The organism is Gordonia namibiensis NBRC 108229 (assembly GCF_000298235.1).
Classification (GTDB): domain Bacteria; phylum Actinomycetota; class Actinomycetes; order Mycobacteriales; family Mycobacteriaceae; genus Gordonia; species Gordonia namibiensis.
Genome location: NZ_BAHE01000010.1, coordinates 124965 through 142880 on the forward strand (window position 1 = coordinate 124965; position 17916 = coordinate 142880).

At 67.7% G+C, this 17916-nt stretch carries 15 protein-coding genes; 10 read left to right on the forward strand and 5 right to left on the reverse strand.

Annotated features, from left to right (window positions below):
• Positions 1 to 39 precede the first annotated feature (39 nt).
• The 3 genes from uraD to GONAM_RS06100 all read left to right on the forward strand — a co-directional run bounded on the left by uraD (position 40) and on the right by GONAM_RS06100 (position 1529).
• A complete protein-coding gene (uraD, locus tag GONAM_RS06090; RefSeq protein ID WP_006865896.1) occupies positions 40 to 585 on the forward strand; it encodes a 2-oxo-4-hydroxy-4-carboxy-5-ureidoimidazoline decarboxylase in 546 nt (181 codons plus the stop codon).
• The gene (gene uraH / locus GONAM_RS06095) at positions 582 to 908 is read left to right on the forward strand and encodes a hydroxyisourate hydrolase (protein WP_006865897.1); all 327 of its coding nucleotides are present in this window, start codon (positions 582 to 584) and stop codon (positions 906 to 908) included. The genes uraD and uraH overlap by 4 nt, the downstream gene beginning before the upstream one ends.
• Positions 909 to 971: 63 nt before the next feature.
• On the forward strand, positions 972 to 1529 hold the full coding sequence (locus GONAM_RS06100) for a nucleoside/nucleotide kinase family protein (protein WP_369403356.1): 558 nt from the start codon (positions 972 to 974) through the stop codon (positions 1527 to 1529).
• Between the two features lie 84 nt (positions 1530 to 1613).
• Here the strand turns inward: GONAM_RS06100 and GONAM_RS06105 are convergent, their stop codons facing one another.
• The gene (locus GONAM_RS06105) at positions 1614 to 5003 is read right to left on the reverse strand and encodes a pyruvate carboxylase (protein WP_040535562.1); all 3390 of its coding nucleotides are present in this window, start codon (positions 5001 to 5003) and stop codon (positions 1614 to 1616) included.
• A 423-nt stretch (positions 5004 to 5426) separates the two neighbouring features.
• Between GONAM_RS06105 and GONAM_RS06110 the strand changes: the two genes are divergently transcribed.
• From GONAM_RS06110 to GONAM_RS06140, 7 genes are all read left to right on the forward strand, one after another.
• On the forward strand, positions 5427 to 6227 hold the full coding sequence (locus GONAM_RS06110) for an SGNH/GDSL hydrolase family protein (RefSeq protein ID WP_006865900.1): 801 nt from the start codon (positions 5427 to 5429) through the stop codon (positions 6225 to 6227).
• A gap of 119 nt (positions 6228 to 6346) precedes the next feature.
• Positions 6347 to 7849, forward strand: a complete 1503-nt coding sequence (locus GONAM_RS06115; protein ID WP_006865901.1) for an MFS transporter — start codon at positions 6347 to 6349, stop codon at positions 7847 to 7849.
• An 87-nt stretch (positions 7850 to 7936) separates the two neighbouring features.
• The gene (locus GONAM_RS06120) at positions 7937 to 9292 is read left to right on the forward strand and encodes an 8-oxoguanine deaminase (RefSeq protein WP_006865902.1); all 1356 of its coding nucleotides are present in this window, start codon (positions 7937 to 7939) and stop codon (positions 9290 to 9292) included.
• Positions 9292 to 10104 (forward strand): FAD binding domain-containing protein, encoded by an 813-nt coding sequence (locus GONAM_RS06125; RefSeq protein ID WP_006865903.1) that lies wholly within the window; start codon positions 9292 to 9294, stop codon positions 10102 to 10104. The genes GONAM_RS06120 and GONAM_RS06125 overlap by 1 nt, the downstream gene beginning before the upstream one ends.
• A 4-nt stretch (positions 10105 to 10108) precedes the next feature.
• A complete protein-coding gene (locus GONAM_RS06130) occupies positions 10109 to 12892 on the forward strand; it encodes a molybdopterin-dependent oxidoreductase (RefSeq protein WP_006865904.1) in 2784 nt (927 codons plus the stop codon).
• Positions 12893 to 13078: 186 nt separating this feature from the next.
• The gene (locus GONAM_RS06135; protein ID WP_006865905.1) at positions 13079 to 13504 is read left to right on the forward strand and encodes a DUF7144 family membrane protein; all 426 of its coding nucleotides are present in this window, start codon (positions 13079 to 13081) and stop codon (positions 13502 to 13504) included.
• Positions 13505 to 13522: 18 nt separating this feature from the next.
• Positions 13523 to 14902 carry a hypothetical protein gene (locus GONAM_RS06140; RefSeq protein WP_006865906.1) on the forward strand — a complete coding sequence of 460 codons (1380 nt, stop codon included), beginning with the start codon at positions 13523 to 13525 and terminating at the stop codon, positions 14900 to 14902.
• A gap of 45 nt (positions 14903 to 14947) precedes the next feature.
• On the opposite strand, the gene GONAM_RS06145 is transcribed toward GONAM_RS06140, so the two are convergent.
• From GONAM_RS06145 to GONAM_RS06160, 4 genes are all read right to left on the reverse strand, one after another.
• Positions 14948 to 16174: an acyl-CoA dehydrogenase family protein gene (locus GONAM_RS06145; RefSeq protein ID WP_039880074.1), complete on the reverse strand. Its 1227-nt coding sequence runs from the start codon at positions 16172 to 16174 to the stop codon at positions 14948 to 14950.
• Positions 16175 to 16259: 85 nt separating this feature from the next.
• Complete coding sequence (locus GONAM_RS06150; RefSeq protein ID WP_006865907.1) at positions 16260 to 16784, reverse strand: histidine phosphatase family protein; 525 nt, start codon at positions 16782 to 16784, stop codon at positions 16260 to 16262.
• Between the two features lie 12 nt (positions 16785 to 16796).
• Positions 16797 to 17624, reverse strand: coding sequence for a CbtA family protein (locus GONAM_RS06155; protein WP_006865908.1), 828 nt, complete (start codon positions 17622 to 17624; stop codon positions 16797 to 16799).
• A 36-nt stretch (positions 17625 to 17660) separates the two neighbouring features.
• Positions 17661 to 17894, reverse strand: a complete 234-nt coding sequence (locus tag GONAM_RS06160) for a CbtB domain-containing protein (RefSeq protein WP_006865909.1) — start codon at positions 17892 to 17894, stop codon at positions 17661 to 17663.
• Positions 17895 to 17916: the final 22 nt, after the last annotated feature.

Consider the following 17916-nt stretch of genomic DNA (forward strand, 5'->3'; position numbering starts at 1 on the left):
GAATCGGCGGTCCTCGGGCGGACCTCCTAGGCTGTACGCGTGCGTCCAGACGAAGACCTCGACCCCGGCGGACGAGGACAGCTCGACCGCTTCAACGATCTCACCACCGACGCGTGCGTCAAGCGTTTGCTCGCCTGCTGCAGCTCGCTCACCTGGGCACAACGCGTCGCGGAAGAGCGCCCCTTCGCCGATCCACAAGCACTGTTGGATCGGGCCGACGACCTACTGGTCGAGCTGGCCGAGACCGACATCGACCAGGCTCTCGCCGGGCATCCCCGGATCGGCGACCGGCCCGACAACGCCTCGTCGGCCCGTGAACAGTCCGGGGTGTCCGGCGCGGACACAGCGGTCATCGACGAACTGAAGAAGTACAACGCGGCCTACGAGGACAAGTTCGGCCACGTCTACCTGGTGTTCGCCAACGGCCGCCCCGCCGACGAGCTGCTCGGAATCCTCAAGGAACGCATGGACAACGACCCCGCGACCGAACGCCGCGTGCTGCGCACCGAGCTGGCGAAGATCAACCGCAGCCGCCTGATCCGTATGCTGATGACACCAGACACCGACGAGGGAGCCTTCGCATGACCGGCCTGTCCACCCATGTCCTCGACGCCACGTCGGGCTCCCCTGCCGTCGGCGTCGAGGTGTCCCTACAGGACGCATCGGGCACCGAATTGGCTTCGGGCACCACCGATTCGGGCGGACGCATCGGCAAGGTCAACACCGAGGCCCTCGTCCCCGGCATCTACCATCTGGTCTTCGACACCGGGAACTGGTTCGCCGACAACGACATCAAGGCGTTCTACCCGGAGATCGACATCTGCTTCGAGGTCGACGACGCCGACCGCCACTATCACGTCCCGGTGCTGCTGAGCCCGTTCGCGTATTCGACGTACCGCGGTAGCTGACCCGGATGCCCGTCCACGACGACGTCGCCGCGCTGCTCGGGTCGGGTGCGGGGCGGGATCGTCGTGGGCATCACCGGCCCGCCGGGCGCGGGTAAGACGACCCTCGCGCGGTCCCTCGTCGACGACTTCACCTCGACCCTGGACCCCGACTCGGTCGGGTACGTCCCGATGGACGGCTATCACCTGTCGAACGCCGCACTGGATCGGCTCGGCCGCCGCGATCGCAAGGGCGCACCCGACACCTTCGACGTCGCTGGATTCGTTGCCACACTCCGACGCATCGCCGACGGCGGCGAGACCGTGTACGCACCCGACTTCGACCACACCGCCGGAGAGCCGATCGCGGCGTCGCTCATCATTCCCGCCACCGCGCGGCTGGTGGTCGTCGAAGGCAACTACCTCGGCCTCGACGAACCCGGATGGCGCGACGTCCGCCCACTCCTGGACCGCCTGATCTACGTCGACGCCGACGACGCCACCCGACGCGAACGCCTGCTCCGCCGGCACGTCGAAGCCGGGAAGAGCGAGGCCGAGGCCCGCGCATGGATCGCCACCGTCGACGACCCCAACGCGGGACTCATCACGGGTACGCGGTCACGGGCTGACACGATCATCGCCTGAGCGCTCACAGATTCCGTTCCCGCTCACCCGATTTCGGTGAGCGGGAACGGAATCCGTGAGCGAAACCCAGGAAGGGGCCGAAGGTCAGCCGATCTCGACAAGCAGGTCACCCGGCGACACCTGGGTGACCGGGCCGATCGCGACGCGCGTGACCTTGCCGCCGACGGGGGCGGTGATGGCCGCCTCCATCTTCATCGCCTCGATGGTGCCGATCGTCGCGCCGACGGCGACCTCGTCGCCCACATCGACCGACAGCGACACCACGCCGGCGAACGGCGCCCCGACGTGCTTCGGGTTGGACCGGTCGGCCTTCTCGGCGCTGGCGACCGCGGAGTCGATGCTGTGGTCACGGACCGCGATCGGACGCAGCTGGCCGTTGAGCACGCACATCACGGTGCGCATGCCCTTCTCGTCGGGCTCGCTGATGGCCTCGAGCCCGATCATCAGTTCCACGCCGGGCTCGAGGTTGACGCGATGTTCCTCGCCGTAGCGGAGACCGTAGAAGAACTGGTTCGCCGACAACCGGGAGGTGTCGCCGTAGGTCTCGTAGTGCTCCTCGAATTCCTTGGCGGGGCCGGGGAACAGCAGGTGGTTCAGACGCACCTGACGGTCGCGGCCGGGCTTGTCCAGGATCGCCTCGTCGTCGGCGGTCAGCTGCTTGACCTCCGGCGCCGGCGCCCGGCCCTCGAGTGCGAGGCTGCGCAGCGGCTCCGGCCAGCCACCGGGCGGGTCGCCGAGTTCGCCACGCAGGAACCCGATCACCGAGTCCGGGATGTCGTAGCTGCCCGGGTCGGCGGCGAAGTCCGACGCGGTGATCCCGCGTCCCACCAGCGCCAGCGCGAGGTCACCGACGACCTTCGACGACGGCGTCACCTTCACCAGGCGACCCAGCATCGAGTCGGCCGCGGCGTAGGCCTGTTCGACGGCCTCGAAGCGGTTGCCGAGACCCAGCGAGATGGCCTGCTGACGCAGGTTCGACAGCTGGCCGCCGGGGATCTCGTGCGAGTACACACGACCGGTCGGGGCCGGGAGCCCGGACTCGAACGGCGCGTACACCTTTCGCAGCGCCTCCCAGTACGGCTCGAGGTCGCAGACGCGGGCCAGGTCGATGCCGCTGTCACGGTCGGTGTTCGCGGTCGCCGCGACGATCGCCGACAGCGGGGGCTGACTGGTCGTGCCGGCCAGTGCGGCACTCGCTCCGTCCACCGCGTCCGCACCGGCCTGCCAGGCCGCCATGTAGGTGGCCAGCTGACCACCCGGGGTGTCGTGGGTGTGCACGTGGATCGGCAGGTCGAAGTTCTTGCGCAGAGCCGTCACCAGCTTGGTCGCCGCCGGGGCACGCAGCAGACCGGCCATGTCCTTGATGGCGAGCACATGAGCACCGGCTTCGACGATCTGCTCGGCCAACCGCAGGTAGTAGTCGAGGGTGTACAGGTCCTCCGACGGCGACGACAGGTCACCGGTGTAGCTCATCGCCACCTCGGCCACCGCGGTCCCCGTCTCGCGGACCGCGTCGATCGCCGGGCGCATCGCGTCGATGTTGTTGAGCGCGTCGAAGATCCGGAAGATGTCGATGCCCACGTCGGTGGCCTCTTCGACGAAGGCCGTGGTGACCTTGGTCGGGTACGGCGTGTATCCGACGGTGTTGGCGCCGCGCAGGAGCATCTGCAGGCAGATGTTCGGCATCGCCTCGCGCAACTGCGCCAGCCGATCCCACGGGTCTTCCTTCAGGAAGCGCAGCGCCACATCGTAAGTTGCACCGCCCCAGCACTCCACCGACAGCAGTTCCGGCGTCAACGTCGCGACGTAGGGCGCGACGTTGACCAGGCCGGTGGTGCGCACGCGGGTGGCGAGCAGCGACTGGTGCGCGTCGCGGAAGGTGGTGTCCGTGATGCCCAGACGCGGGTTCTCCCGCAGATCGCGGGCGAACCCTTCCGGTCCGAGCTGCAGAAGACGCTGCCGCGAACCGTCTTTCGGCGACGCGAGCACCGCGCGTTCGACGGTGGGCAGCTTGTCGCGCGGGTACACCGTGGTGGGCCGCTCACCGTGCGGCTTGTTGACCGTCACGTCGGCGAGGTACGACAGGATCTTGGTACCGCGGTCGGCCGACACGCGCTGGGTCAGCAGGCCCGGGCGCTCGTCGATGAACGAGGTGGTGACCCGACCGGCACGGAAGTCCGGATCGTCGAGCACGGCCTGCAGGAACGGGATGTTCGTCGCCACACCGCGGATGCGGAACTCGGCGACCGCGCGCCGGGCACGACGCACCGCGGTCGGGAAATCCCGTCCGCGACAGGTCAGTTTGACCAGCATCGAGTCGAAGTGGCCGCTCACCTCGGCACCGAGGTTGGCGCCGCCGTCGAGGCGGACGCCCGCGCCGCCCGGGCTGCGGTAGGCGGTGATCCGACCCACGTCGGGGCGGAAGCCGTTCGACGGGTCCTCGGTGGTGATGCGGCACTGCAGCGCGGCGCCACGGATACGGATGGACTCCTGCGACAGGCCGAGATCGTCGAGGGACTCCCCCGCCGCGATACGCAGCTGCGAGCTCACCAGGTCGACGTCGGTGATCTCCTCGGTGACGGTGTGCTCGACCTGGATACGCGGGTTCATCTCGATGAACACATGGCGTCCCTGCTCGTCGAGGAGGAACTCGACAGTGCCCGCGCAGGTGTAACCGATGTGGCGGGCGAAGGCCACCGCGTCGGCACAGATCTTCTCCCGCAGCTCGTCCGAGAGGTTGGGAGCCGGCGCGAGCTCGATGACCTTCTGGTGGCGACGCTGCAGACTGCAGTCGCGCTCGTACAGGTGGATGACGTTGCCGTGGGTGTCGGCGAGAATCTGTACCTCGATGTGGCGCGGGTTGACCACGGCCTGCTCGAGGAACACCGTCGCGTCGCCGAATGCCGACTCCGCCTCACGCGATGCGGCGGCGATCGCCTCGGCCAGGTCGGCACGGTCGTCGACGCGACGCATGCCGCGTCCGCCACCGCCGGCGACCGCCTTCACGAAGACCGGGAAGTGCATGTCCTCGGCCGCGGCGAGCAGTTCGTCGAGATCCGACGACGGCTCCGAACTCGCCAGCACGGGGATTCCCGCAGCCTTGGCCGCGGCCACCGCGGTGGCCTTGTTGCCGGTCATCTCCAGGATGTCGGCGCTCGGCCCGACGAAGGTGATCCCGGCCTCGGCACAGGCGGCGGCGAGGCCCTGGTTCTCCGACAGGAATCCGTAGCCGGGGTAGATCGCGTCGGCGCCGCACCGCACCGCTGCGGACACCACTTCCTCGACCGACAGGTATGCGCGCACGGGGTGGCCCGGCAGACCGATCTGATACGACTCGTCAGCCTTCAGGCGATGCACCGAGTTGCGATCCTCGTACGGGTACACCGCGACCGTGCGCGCCCCCAACTCGTAGGCGGCGCGGAACGCACGGATCGCGATCTCACCTCGGTTGGCAACCAGAACCTTGTCGAACATCGGGTGTTCCCTTTTCTCCCGCAGCGGCATTTTCGTCGAATTGTCGCCGGCCCGTTCACTTGACGGACCAATGAAGTACATCACGTGATCCTACTCACGCCGCAACCCACCCCGAGCACCCCCCACGACCTCCCCGAATCGCACCGAAACAGACTGCCGGACAAAGTAACCGGAACAGATTGCGCGGGCGTTGTGTAACGCTCTCACCGCAGGTGGGCAAGGTGAGAGATCACCAACGCGAAATACGGTCGAATACCGACCGATCGCTCTGTCGAAATTCGCTCGTACCGGAATCCGGATTGCGAATTAATCGGTCCGATTTCCGCAATACGGGTCGGCCTGCCCGTCCCGCGCGGCAGTGACCCACGCCGCAGGCTTTGGCCCGGCGGGTCGCCCACAACTAGCGTCGACCCCGGATCAGTCATGACAGACCGGGAGGTCAACACCGTGGGCTTCACACGCTTCGTCGCGCTCGGGGATTCGTTCACCGAAGGCGTCGGTGACACGGACCCGACCCGGCCCAACGGTCTGCGTGGCTGGGCCGATCGGGTCGCCGAACAGCTCGCCGCACGGAACGAGGACTTCTCCTACGCGAACCTCGCGATCCGCGGCCGCCTGCTCGACGCCGTGATCGACGAGCAACTCGACAAGGCGATCGCGATGAACCCCGACCTCGTCACCCTCTACGCCGGCGGCAACGACATCATGCGCCCGTCGATCGATCTCGACGCGCTGCTCGCCCGCTACGACGAGGCCTTGGGCAAGCTGGTCGCCACGGGCGCCACGGTCGTGGTCTTCACCGCCTACGACACCGGCTGGGCACCCGTGTTCCGCAAGCTGCGCGGCCGCATCGCCATCTACAACGAACTGCTCCGCGAGGTCGCCGAACGGCACGGCGTCGTCGTCTTCGATTACTGGCGACTCAAGGGTTACGACGATTACCGCATGTGGGACACCGACCGCCTGCACATGTCTCCTCTGGGCCACACCCGCATGGCCGCCGAGGTCCTCGATCTGCTCGGTGTGGAGCACGACATCACCCCCGTCGAGCTCGAGGCCGCCGCCGAACTGACCCGTCGCGAACAGCGTCGACAGAACGCCGAGTGGGCGCGCACCTTCCTCGGGCCGTGGATCATGCGGCGGGTGCGCGGCATCTCCTCCGGTGACGGCGTGACGCCCCGCTGGCCCGAATTGGTGTCCGGCGCGGATCTGCTCGCCCGCTGAAACCGCTACGCCCCGAAGGTCCCGGGAAGGGACGCAAACGTTCTCTCCCGAGGACGCCGGGATACTCTGGCCGTTCGGAGGTGTGAACCACACATGAGTACGACGGGCCGGATGAACGAGTGACGAGCAGGACCGAGACGAACGGATCGCAGGGCGAGGAGAAGCCGCACCCCGACACGTCCGCGGCGGCGGGCGACGAGCACACGCATCCCCGTGCGGCGGTCGCGGTGCTCTGCCTGGCCGGCATCGTCGTCGCCCTGATGCAGACGATCATCGTCCCGCTCATCCCGCAGCTGCCGACCCTGCTGAAGGCCGACGCGTCCAACACCACCTGGGCCATCACCATCACCCTGCTGGTGGGCGCCGTCGCCACCCCGATCGGCGGCCGGATCGGCGACATGTACGGCAAACGGCTCGCCATCCTGGGCAGCCTCGGCTTCGTCGCACTCGGCTCCGTCGCCTGTGCGCTCGCGACCTCGCTCCCGGTCTTCATCCTCGGGCGCGGACTCCAGGGCCTCGGGTTCGGCATCGTGGCCCTGGGGATCAGTGTCATGCGCGACATCGTCCCGGCGCGCTACCTCGGCTCGGCCGTCGGCACGATGAGCGCCTCCCTCGGCATCGGCGGCGCCCTCGGTCTGCCGTTCGCCGCGGCGATCGCGCAGCACGTCAGCTGGCACGCCCTGTTCTGGTCCTGTGCGGCGGCGTCGACCCTTGCGGCGGTGGGCGTCGCTCTCACCGTCCCGTCGACCACGCCCTCATCGGGCGGGCGCTTCGACTTCCTCGGCGCGATCGGGCTGACCGGCGTGCTGATCTGCCTCCTGCTGCCGCTGTCGAAGGGCGCGGTGTGGGGCTGGGGCAACCCGCTCACCCTCGGTTGCTTCGCCGGGTTCGTGGTGCTGCTCGCCGTCTGGGGATTCGTCGAACTCCGTCGAGACAACCCGCTGATCGATCTCCGAATCCTCGGCGAGCGCCCTCTGCTCCTCACCAACCTGGCCTCGATCGCCACCGGCTTCGCCTTCTACGCGATGCAGCTCATCCCGATCCAGTTGCTCATGGCGCCGACCAACAGTCCCAACGGTTTCGGCTACGACATGGTCCATGCGAGCCTGATCCTCGCGCCGAGCGGTCTGGTGATGTTCGTGTTCTCGCACATCAGCGGACGGATCAACGCCATCTTCGGCGCGCGGATCTCCCTCGCGCTCGGTGGCGTCATCATCGGCGTCGGGTACATCGTCTTCATCGTGGGTCTGACCGGCCCCTGGTCGCTCACCTGGATCCACATGCTGGTCATCGCCTGCTGCATCGGCGCCGGCCTGGGCATCGCCTACTCCGCGATGCCCGCACTCATCATGCAGTCGGTGAGCGTCGAGCAGACCGGCGAGTCGAACGGTGTCAACGCCCTGATGCGGATCATCGGCACCTCCACCGCATCCGCGGTCGTCGGCATGCTCCTGACGTGGTCGATGATCGCCGTCGCCGGCCCCGGTGGTTCGACGATCGCGGTTCCGGCGAGCGACGGCTACCTGTGGGCCGCCGGTATCGCGCTGGCCACCTGCGTGGTCGCCACGGTGGTCGCACTGGCCATCCCGGCGCGGCGCGGACTCACCGAAACCCAGGTGTGACACCGGACCTCGCCGATCGCGGTCCCCCGTCTGCAACGACCGGCACATCGAGATGCGCGGGCCGTCCGATCCACGTAGCGTGACGCCGTGCCCTCAGCGACGCTCATCGAGAACGCCTCCGTCCTCACCGTCGACGCGCAGCGTCGGGAGCTGCCCCGCGCGTCGGTGCTCATCGAGGGTTCGACGATCGTCGCGGTGTCCACCGAGCCGATCGACGCCGGAGACGCCGTTCGCGTCGACGGCCGCGGATGCGTCCTCACGCCGGGGCTGGTGAACACGCACCATCACCTCTACCAGTGGATCACGCGGGGCCTGGCGGCCGATCACACGCTGTTCCAGTGGCTCACCACGCTCTACCCGATCTGGGCCGGGATCGACGAAGAGGCCCTGCATGCCGCCGCCCTGGGCGGGCTGACCCAACTCGCGCTGTCGGGATGTACGACGACCACCGACCACCACTATGTGTTCCCGCGCGAGGGTGGCGATCTACTCGGGGCCGAGATCGCCGCCGCCGGCGAGATCGGGCTGCGTTTCCATCCCACCCGCGGATCGATGGACCTGTCGGAGAAGGACGGCGGACTACCCCCGGACACCGTCGTCCAGACGATCGACGAGATCCTCGCCGCCAGTGCCGATGCCGTTGCGCGGTGGCACGATCCGTCCCGCGACTCGATGTTGCGGATCGCGCTCGCGCCGTGTTCGCCTTTCTCCGTCACCACCGACCTACTTCGCGAATCAGCGATCCTCGCCCGCGAACTCGGCGTCCGCATGCACACGCACCTCGCCGAATCCGTCGACGAGAACACCTACTGCGCAGAACATTTCGGTTCGACGCCGCTGGAGTACATGGAGTCGGTCGGATGGGTCGGCCCCGACGTGTGGTTCGCGCACGGAGTGGAGTTCGACGACGCGGCGATCGCCCGCCTGGCCGCCACCTCGACCGGCGTCGCCCACTGCCCCACCTCGAATGCCCGTCTGGGCAACGGAATCTGTCGCACCCGGGATCTCGTCGACGCCGGGGTGCCGGTCGGACTGGGGGTCGACGGGGCGGCGTCGAACGAGTCCGCACGACTGCTCGAGGAGGCGCATCAGGCCGTCCTCATGGCCCGCGCGCGCGGCGGCCCGACTGCGCTGACCACCCGCACCGCTCTCGACCTCGCGACCCGCGGGGGTGCGCGGGTGCTGGGCCGGGAGGACGAGATCGGATCGATCGAACCCGGGAAGCTCGCCGACCTCGTACTGTGGGATCTGTCCACCGTCGCTCACTGCGACATCGACGATCCGGTGGCCGCGCTGGTCCTGGGAGCGATCCCACCGATCAAGGCGTCGTGGGTACAGGGCCGACAGGTGGTCGCCGACGGTGGCCTGCTCACCATCGACACCGAACAGATGACCACCGCCGTAGCGACGCAGCACCGCCGCCTGCTCGACAAGGCACGCTGATGGATCTCACCGCCGTCACCCAGTACCGATTCGCGCGTTCTCGCGACGAGGTGTTCCCGGCACCCGGCGAACAACTGGTCGCCGGCGGCACATGGGTCTTCTCCGAACCCCAACCGGCCACCACCGGTCTCGTCGACCTCAGCGAAATGGGTTGGCAATCGGTCGAAGACCTGCCCGACGGCGGCCTCCGCATCGGCGCCACCTGCACCATCGCCGAACTGGTCGCACTGCCACCGCGCCCGGGTTTCCGCGCCCATCCACTGTTCGCCCAGTGCGCGAACGCCCTTCTCGCGTCGTTCAAGATCTGGAACATGGCCACGGTCGGCGGCAACATCTGTCGGTCCTTCGCGGCGGCGTCGATGGTCTCCCTCGGCGTCGCGCTCGACGCGACGGCACACATCTGGCATCCCGAGGGCGCCGATCGCGACATCCCGGTCGCCGATCTCGTGATCGGCAACGGCATCAACGTCCTCGGCCCGGGTGAGGTCCTGCGCGCGGTCGACTTCCCCGCGCACGCGCTCGCCGCCGTCACCGGGTTCCGCAAGATCGCTCTCGTCGATCTCGGCCGCTCCGGCTCGGTCGTGACCGGCCGCATCGATCCTGACGGCACCACGGTGTACGGGATCACGGCCGCCACCGAGTGGCCCACGGTACTGCGGTACCCCCATCCGCCGGCTGCGGACCGGTTGCGTCACGACATCGTCACCGCCCCCGGCTACTACACCGATCCGCTCGGGTCGGCAGACTGGCGTCGCGGGGTGTCGGCGGTTCTCGCCGAGGAGATCCGCGTCGAGCTCGACGAGACGGGATAGAACGATGGAGTTCGAGGTCAACGGCGAGAAGATCGACGCCGAACCGGCTGCGGGACAATGCCTTCGGATGCTCCTGCGCCGGCACGCCCACTTCGAGGTGAAGAAGGGTTGCGACGCAGGCGATTGCGGTGCGTGTTCGGTCCTCGTCGACGGGCAACCCGTGCACTCCTGCATCTTCCCCGCACAGCGCATCGCCGGGAAGTCGGTGACCACGGTCGCCGGCCTCGGCACCCCAGACGATCTGCACCCGGTACAGCAGTCCTTCGTCGACAACTTCGGCTTCCAGTGCGGGTTCTGCACCGCAGGCATGATCGTCACCGCCTCGACCCTCACCCCGGACGACCTCCCCGATCTGCCGCGGCGGATGAAGGGGAACATCTGCCGCTGCACCGGGTACCGCTCGATCAGGGACGCGATCGGCAACGCCGTGGCACCCGCTCCGCCCCACCCGGACGGAGTCGGGGCCGAGGACAGCGGCACGGGCGTCGGCACTTCGGTGTGCCCGCCCGCGGCCCGACGCGTCGTGACCGGCACCGAGGCGTACACCTTCGACGTCCCCGTCGACGACGCACTTCACATCCACGTACTCGGTTCGCCGCACGCGCATGCACGAATCCGGTCGATCGACACGAGCGACGCGTCCGCCCTCCCCGGCGTGGAGGCGATTCTCACCCACGAAAATGTCTCGACGCCAAGGTTTTCCACGGGACGTCACCAGAACCGGCTCGAAGACCCCGACGACACACTGGTCTTCGATCCGGTCGTGCGTTTCATCGGTCAACGCGTCGCAGCGGTTGTCGCGGCGACCCCGGGGATCGCGGAACGGGCCGCGGCGCTGATCCGCGTCGACTACGAGGAACTGCCCGCGGTCTTCGACCCCGAGGAGGCACGCGCCCCCGGGGCCCCGGTTCTCCATCCCGACCGCACCCCCGAAGACCGTGTGGTGGCGGCCGATCAGAACATCGTCGCGACCTTCCACGAGGGGTTCGGCGGCGACGTCGACGAGGCACTGGCCGCATCGTCGACGACCGTGCACGGCACCTGGCGCACCGGACGGGTCACCCACGCCCAGTTGGAGACCCACGGTTCGATCGCCTGGACCGATGCCACCGGCCGTCTGGTCGTCCGTACGAGCACACAGGTCCCGTTCCTGGTGCGCGACGAACTCGCGCGACTCCTCGATCTTCCGGCCGAGAAGGTCCGGGTGTTCAGCGGCCGCGTCGGCGGTGGTTTCGGCGGCAAACAGGAGATGCTGACCGAGGATCTCGCCGCGGTCGCCACCCTGCGTACCGGTCGCCCTTGCGTGTACGAGATGACCCGCACCGACGAGATGACACGAACGACCTACCGCCACCCGATGCGGGTGACCGTGGATCTCGGCGCCGACGACGACGGCCGGCTCACCGCCCTCCGTGTGGACATGCTCTCCGACACCGGCGCATACGGCAACCACGCGATCGGCGTCATGTTCCATGCGTGCGCCGAATCGGTCTCGGTGTACAACTGCCCGGTCAAGAGGATCGACGCCGAGGCCGTCTACACCAACAACCCGCCGTCGGGTGCCTTCCGCGGTTACGGCCTCGGACAGGTGATCTTCGCGGTCGAGTCGGCGATGGACGAACTCGCGGTCCGACTCGGCATCGACCCCTTCGAACTCCGGCGACGCAATGCCGTCGCGGACGGCGATCCGCTCCTCATCGCCCGCCCCGACCCCGAGATCGATCTGGTGTACGGCAGTTACGGTCTCGACCAGTGCCTGGACCTCGCCGAATCCGCTCTGCGCCGGGGCAACGGCGCCGTCGTCCCGCCCGGTCCGCGGTGGCGGGTCGGTGAGGGGATGGCGATCTCCGCGATCGCCACGATGGCCCCGCGTGGTCATTTCGCCGATGTCACGGTCGCTGTCGACTCCGCAGGCACCTACCACGTCGGCGTCGGCACCTGCGAGTTCGGCAACGGCACCACCACGGTGCACACGCAGATCGTGGCGTCGGCGCTGTCGACCGATCCGGCCCGGGTCTCGCTCTGGCACGGGGACACCGACGCCGTACCCCACGACACCGGCGCGTTCGCCTCCGCGGGTACCACCGTCGCCGGAAAGGCCGTGCACGGCGCGAGCCTCGCGCTCCGCGACACCCTCGTCGAGGCGGCGAGCCGACTCACCGGCGTCGACCCCGAGTACGTCGAACTGCGCCCCGACGGCGCGGTGGCCGGCGGCCGGCTGATCGGTTTCCGGGACCTGATCGACGCGGTCGACGACGGTCATCGTGTGCGGTATCCGGACGGTCCGCGCGCCGTTGCCACGGGCGAGGAACGGGGCGAGATGCGTTCCATCGCATTCGATGTGCAGGCGTTCCGTGTCGCGGTCGACACCGAGACCGGCGCAGTCGCCATCCTGCAGTCGGTCCACGCATCCGACGCCGGCACCGTGATGAACCCCGAGCAGTGCCGCGGTCAGGTCGAAGGCGGTGTCGCACAGGGTATCGGCGCGGCCCTCTTCGAGGAGATCATGCTCGACAACGGATCCCCCGTGACCAAGGTGTTCCGCACCTACCGTGTCCCCCAGATGGCGGACATCCCGTTCACCGAGGTGTACTTCGCCGAAACCGCTGACCAACTCGGTCCTTTCGGCGCGAAGTCGATGTCGGAGTCACCCTTCAACCCGGTGGCCCCCGCATTGGCCAACGCCATCCACCGGGCCCTCGACGTCCGTCCGTACGAGACACCGATGTCGCGAGACCGGATCTGGCGTCTCACGCATCCCGAAGCCGTTGAGAAAGCACCGACGTAATGGTGTGACAAACACCCGACAAATGATCGGTGAACCCGAGTCTCGTTTCCTCACGAATCGGCACCCAACTCATTTCATTTGAGAGTGCATTTCGGGACCAGATACCGAACAGTTCTCCGGAAGTCCTGCGAATTCATCTCGCCGAGTCGCACACTCCTCACTGTCCACAGTCCAGAGGAGGGCGTCATGACACACACTGCACCCGGAGAAGAGCGCGGAACCCTGTCTGCCAAGCAGGGAATCGCCGCGGGGACGTCCATCGGCGCCGCGATCATCCTGATCGTCGTCGGAGTCGTCCAACTCGCCCAGGGAATCGCCGCGGTCGCCGAAGACGAGGTGTTCATCCGCGGCGTCGAATACGTCTACAAATTCGACTTCACGACGTGGGGCTGGATTCACATCGTGCTCGGAGCCATCGCGATCATCGTCGGTGCCGGCCTCGTCGGCGGGGCGGGTTGGGCCCGATTCACCGCCATCGTGATCGCCGGCCTGTCGATCATCGCCAACTTCCTGTGGCTGCCCTATTACCCGTGGTGGTCGATCCTGGTCATCGCGCTCGACGTGGTGGTCATCTGGGCCGTGTCGACCTGGAACCCCAGAGCCGAGTACTGACACCGATCGGCGCCATCCGTGAATACGGAGATCCCCGGGCCTGCCAAGGATCAGCCCGGGGATTCCGCGGCGCTCACCACCTCCGAACGCGCTGAGCTAGAGCGGCTGCGCGCCGAGGTGGCCGCACTGCGCGCCGCAGCCGGCACGACCCCACCGCGCGACACCGAGACACGGCGGTCGGGTTGGCGCTGGTTCGCGGTAGGTGTGCTGTGTGTCCTCGTCGCCCTGCTGGCAATCGCGTCGGTGACGTCCCGCTACGTCCGTGGGGAGCTGCTCGACACCGACCGCTATCTGACGATGGTTTCCCCTCTTGCCTCCGAACCGGCGTTGCAACAGGAGATCACCGACACCGTCACCGACGAGATCTTCAACCGGATCGACGTCGAGGAGCTGACCGCCACCGCCCTCAACGCGCTGACCGATGCCGTTCCCGCCACCGAGAACGCCCCCCGCGTGGATCGTGCAGTCGACGGATTGGCGCCCGTCCTCGCCGGTCAGGCCCGCAGCTTCGTCGAGCAGACGGTGTCGTCCCTGGTCGAGAGCGATCAGTTCGAGACCCTGTGGGTGGAGGCGAATCGTCGGGGGCACACCGCCCTCGTCGCCGTGGTCACCGGTGACGCCGGTCCGTCCTCGGTGACCGTCGACGACTCAGGAACTGTGAGCATCGCCCTGGGGACGGTGATCGACAACGTCAAGGCCCGACTTCTGGACCGCGGGTTCAGCTTCGCCGAGAAGATCCCAGCGGTCGACAAGCAATTCGTCCTGTTCCGCTCACCCGAACTGGTCAAGGCGCAACGCGCGGTCTCGGCACTCGACACCGCCGCCGACGTGCTGCCTTGGCTCACGATCGCCTGCGCGTTGGCCGCCGTAGCCGTCGCACCGCGGGGTCGGCGCCTGCGGGCATTCTCAGTGGTCGGCCTCTCGCTGGTACTCGCCATGCTGACGCTCGCCGTCGCGCTGATCGTCGCGCGCGCACTGTATCTCGACGACATACCGCCCGACATCCTGTCCCCGGACGCCGCAGCAGCCATCGCCGACACGGTCACCCAACCGTTGCGGCTCGCCTTGTGCGCCGTCGCGGTTCTGGGGCTCGTGGTGGCGATCGGCGCCTTCCTGGTCGGTGGCTCCGCGTCGGCCGTCGCGGTCCGCCACGGATTCTCCCGCGGACTCGACTCGCTGCAGAATCTACGGAAATCGCGACCCCCGAACACCTTCGAGTCGGCGGTCTACCGCGGACGCGTCGCTCTTCGCGCCGCGATCGTCGGCGTCGCCGCGGTGCTGCTGATGTTCTGGAACTACCCCACCGGCCTGGTGGTGCTGCTGATCGTTCTGTGCGGTCTCATCGCCCTGCTCGTCCTCGAGATCGTGATCCGTCCCGCTCAACGATCCGTTTCATAGCTCGAAACCGCGCTGGGCGCGGTTTCGAGCTATGAAACGTGAACGTCAGCCGCGCAGCAGCCCCTTGGCGACGTGGGTCACCTGGATCTCGTTGCTGCCGGCGTAGATCATGAGCGACTTGGCATCTCGCGCAAGCTGCTCGACCCGGTACTCGGCCATGTAGCCGTTGCCGCCGAACAGCTGAACGGCTTCCATCGCGACGTCGGTGGCGGCCTTCGACGAGTAGAGCTTCATCGCCGACGCCTCCGAAAGGCTCAGCGGCTTGCCCGCCTTGCCGCGCTCGATCGCGCTGAAGAGCATGTTCTGCACGTTGATGCGGGCGATCTCCATCTCGGCGAGCTTGAGCTGGATGAGCTGGAACTGCGCGATCTCCTGGCCCCACAGCTTGCGAGTCTTGGCGTAGTCGATCGACAGCCGCTGGGCCTCGTTGATGATGCCCAGCGAGAGCGCGGCGATGCCGACGCGTTCGGCGGTGAAACCGGCCTTGGCGCCTTCGGAGCCGCGCGAATCCTGACCGGTGTCCTCGGTCTCGCCGAGCAGACGATCCTTGCCGACCCGCACGTTGTCGAAGAACAGCTCACCGGTGGGCGAGCTCATCATGCCCATCTTCTTGAACGGCTTACCCTGCGTGAGGCCCGGCATGCCCTTGTCGAGGACGAAGGACAGCACCTTGCGGTCGCGCATGGGGGTGCCGCTGCCGTCGTCGAGCTTCGCGAACACGACGATGGTGTCGGCGTACGGACCGTTGGTGATGAACGTCTTCTGGCCGTTGAGGATGTAGTCGTCACCGTCGCGGCGGACGGTGGTCTTCATGCCGCCGAGAGCGTCGGAGCCCGAATCGGGTTCGGTGATGGCCCAGGCGCCGACCTTCTCCATCGTGACCAGCTCCGGCAGCCAGCGCTTCTTCTGAGCGAGCGTGCCCTTGCCGCGGATCGTCGAGGCGGTCAGACCCATGCTCACACCGAGCGAGGCGACGAGTCCCAGACACACGCCCGCGAGCTCGATGTTGACCATCATGAACATCGAGCCGCTCATACCGCCGCCGTCGCCGGATGATTTCTTCTTCTCCCCGTTGGCCTCTGCCTCGAGTTCCTTCTCGAGAGCGTCCTTGGCCATCGCATCGACCCCGAAGGTCGAGAGCAACTTACGGGTGATGTCGTACGGAGGCAGCACGCCGGACTCGAGCTCGTCGAGATGTGGTCGGATCTCCTTGTCGATGAACGCACGCAACGCGTCCCGCACCATCAGATCTTCTTCGGACCACTCGAACATCGTCACTCTCCCCAGACAGTGCCCGCCGGGGGCGAACACGTTTCAGTTTTGCCGACTCAACTGTGTCAGGAGTCACTCGCGATGTCTAGGTACGTCCTCTTGAATCTGTTTCTTCAGGGCGAATTCTCAGGGCCGGCCAGAAGTAGGAGGTCGCCGGCCGGACCTCGACCCGGAAGTACCCCGCGGCGTCGTCACACAGAAGTGCCTGCGCAACAGGCATCGCCACGACGACCGTCGCCACGTCGACGTTGAGGGTGTTGCGCCGGTCGTGCACCCGCCGCACGAACTCCTCGACGCTCTCGCCGCCGTGGGGCCGGGCCGCCGGGTCGGTGAAGAAGACCGCCAGCTCGCGAGGATCGATCTCCTCGGGCGCCGATCCCGCCCAGGTTCCGACGTCGAGCGTGCGGAGTTCCTCGTCGATCTCGGGCCGACCGCCCAGGAGCCGGACGCTCTCGAGTGTCGCGGGTTCCGGCCCACAGAAGGTCAGGGCCCCGACGACCGACGCCGCCAACGCTTCGATGTCGCGGCGACCGCGGTCGTCGAGGGGCGCTTCACCGCCGAAGCGCACCGATCGATTGGGACCGGTGCGCCCGGCGGTGATGATCTGCATGAATCGAGGCGCTCAGCTCTGGGCGGCGTCGACCGTCCGGGAGGTGGCCGGGCTCTCCGACCGCGCCATCGCGCCGAGGATCAGCGCGAAGGTCACCGTCAGCACCGTCCAGAGGATGACCTGGTTGGTGATCGTGTACACGCGGAAGTCGGCGACGACGTCCGCGGGGAAGCCGGAGAACACGATCTGGCCGGCGTCGTTGCGCACCGGCTCCGGCACCTCGCTGAACGTCGGCAGTAGTGCGATGGTGATGCCGACCGCGATCACGTACGCGGCGCCGCCCACCACGGCCGACACCAGTCCGCCGATCCGCGGCCGCAGCCACAGCGCGAGAACGACGGCCACGATCATCAGCACGACCGACGCGATGGTGACGGTCAGGAATGCACCCGTCCGTTCCCCGATCGTGTCGTCGTCCCCGACCGCGGGCGGATTGGCCGGGTACGCGAAGAACGGCACACCGAACACGGCGACGAACCCGATCGCCCCGAGGGCCCCGGCGACTGCGCGTGCGTCGGTGGCCGGGTACCGGTTGCCCAGATGGCTCCACAGCACGGTGAAGGCAACCGCGACGAACGCCCCCATGCACAGGGCGAACACCAGGTTGCCGACCCCGGCGCCGAGATTCTCCTGCATCGCGCGGGTGAAGACCTCGCCGCCCTCGCCGTGGGAATGCCCGCCGCCGGCGTGTGCCAGCGCCTCTTCGGCTTCCGAGCGCTCGGCCTCGTAGTCGACGGCCTTCGACACCACGGGTTCGAGATAGAACCGCGCGAAGACGAACGAGATGATGCCGGCGATCAGGCCCGAGAGCAGACCTGCGCCGATGAATTTCTTCTCCATGTGAACTTGTCCCTGCCGTTTCGGTATCAGGCCGACTCAGTGGCAGGGAAAGCCGAGGAAATGGCGGGAGTCGTGCACGAATTCGTGCACGTAGGTGTTCTCGCCGAACACCGACACGACCCCCTGGTCGTAGCCGAGGAAATAGTAGGCGAGCCCGGCCAGGAGGACCGTGAGGCTCAGCCAGAGCGCTGCGCTCGCGACCGAGAGATTCGGTACCGCCAAGGCGCGCGGAGAGGGTGTGACTGCTTCGGACGTACGGGGACCCGTCATGGGATTGTCCTTTCGCCGATCT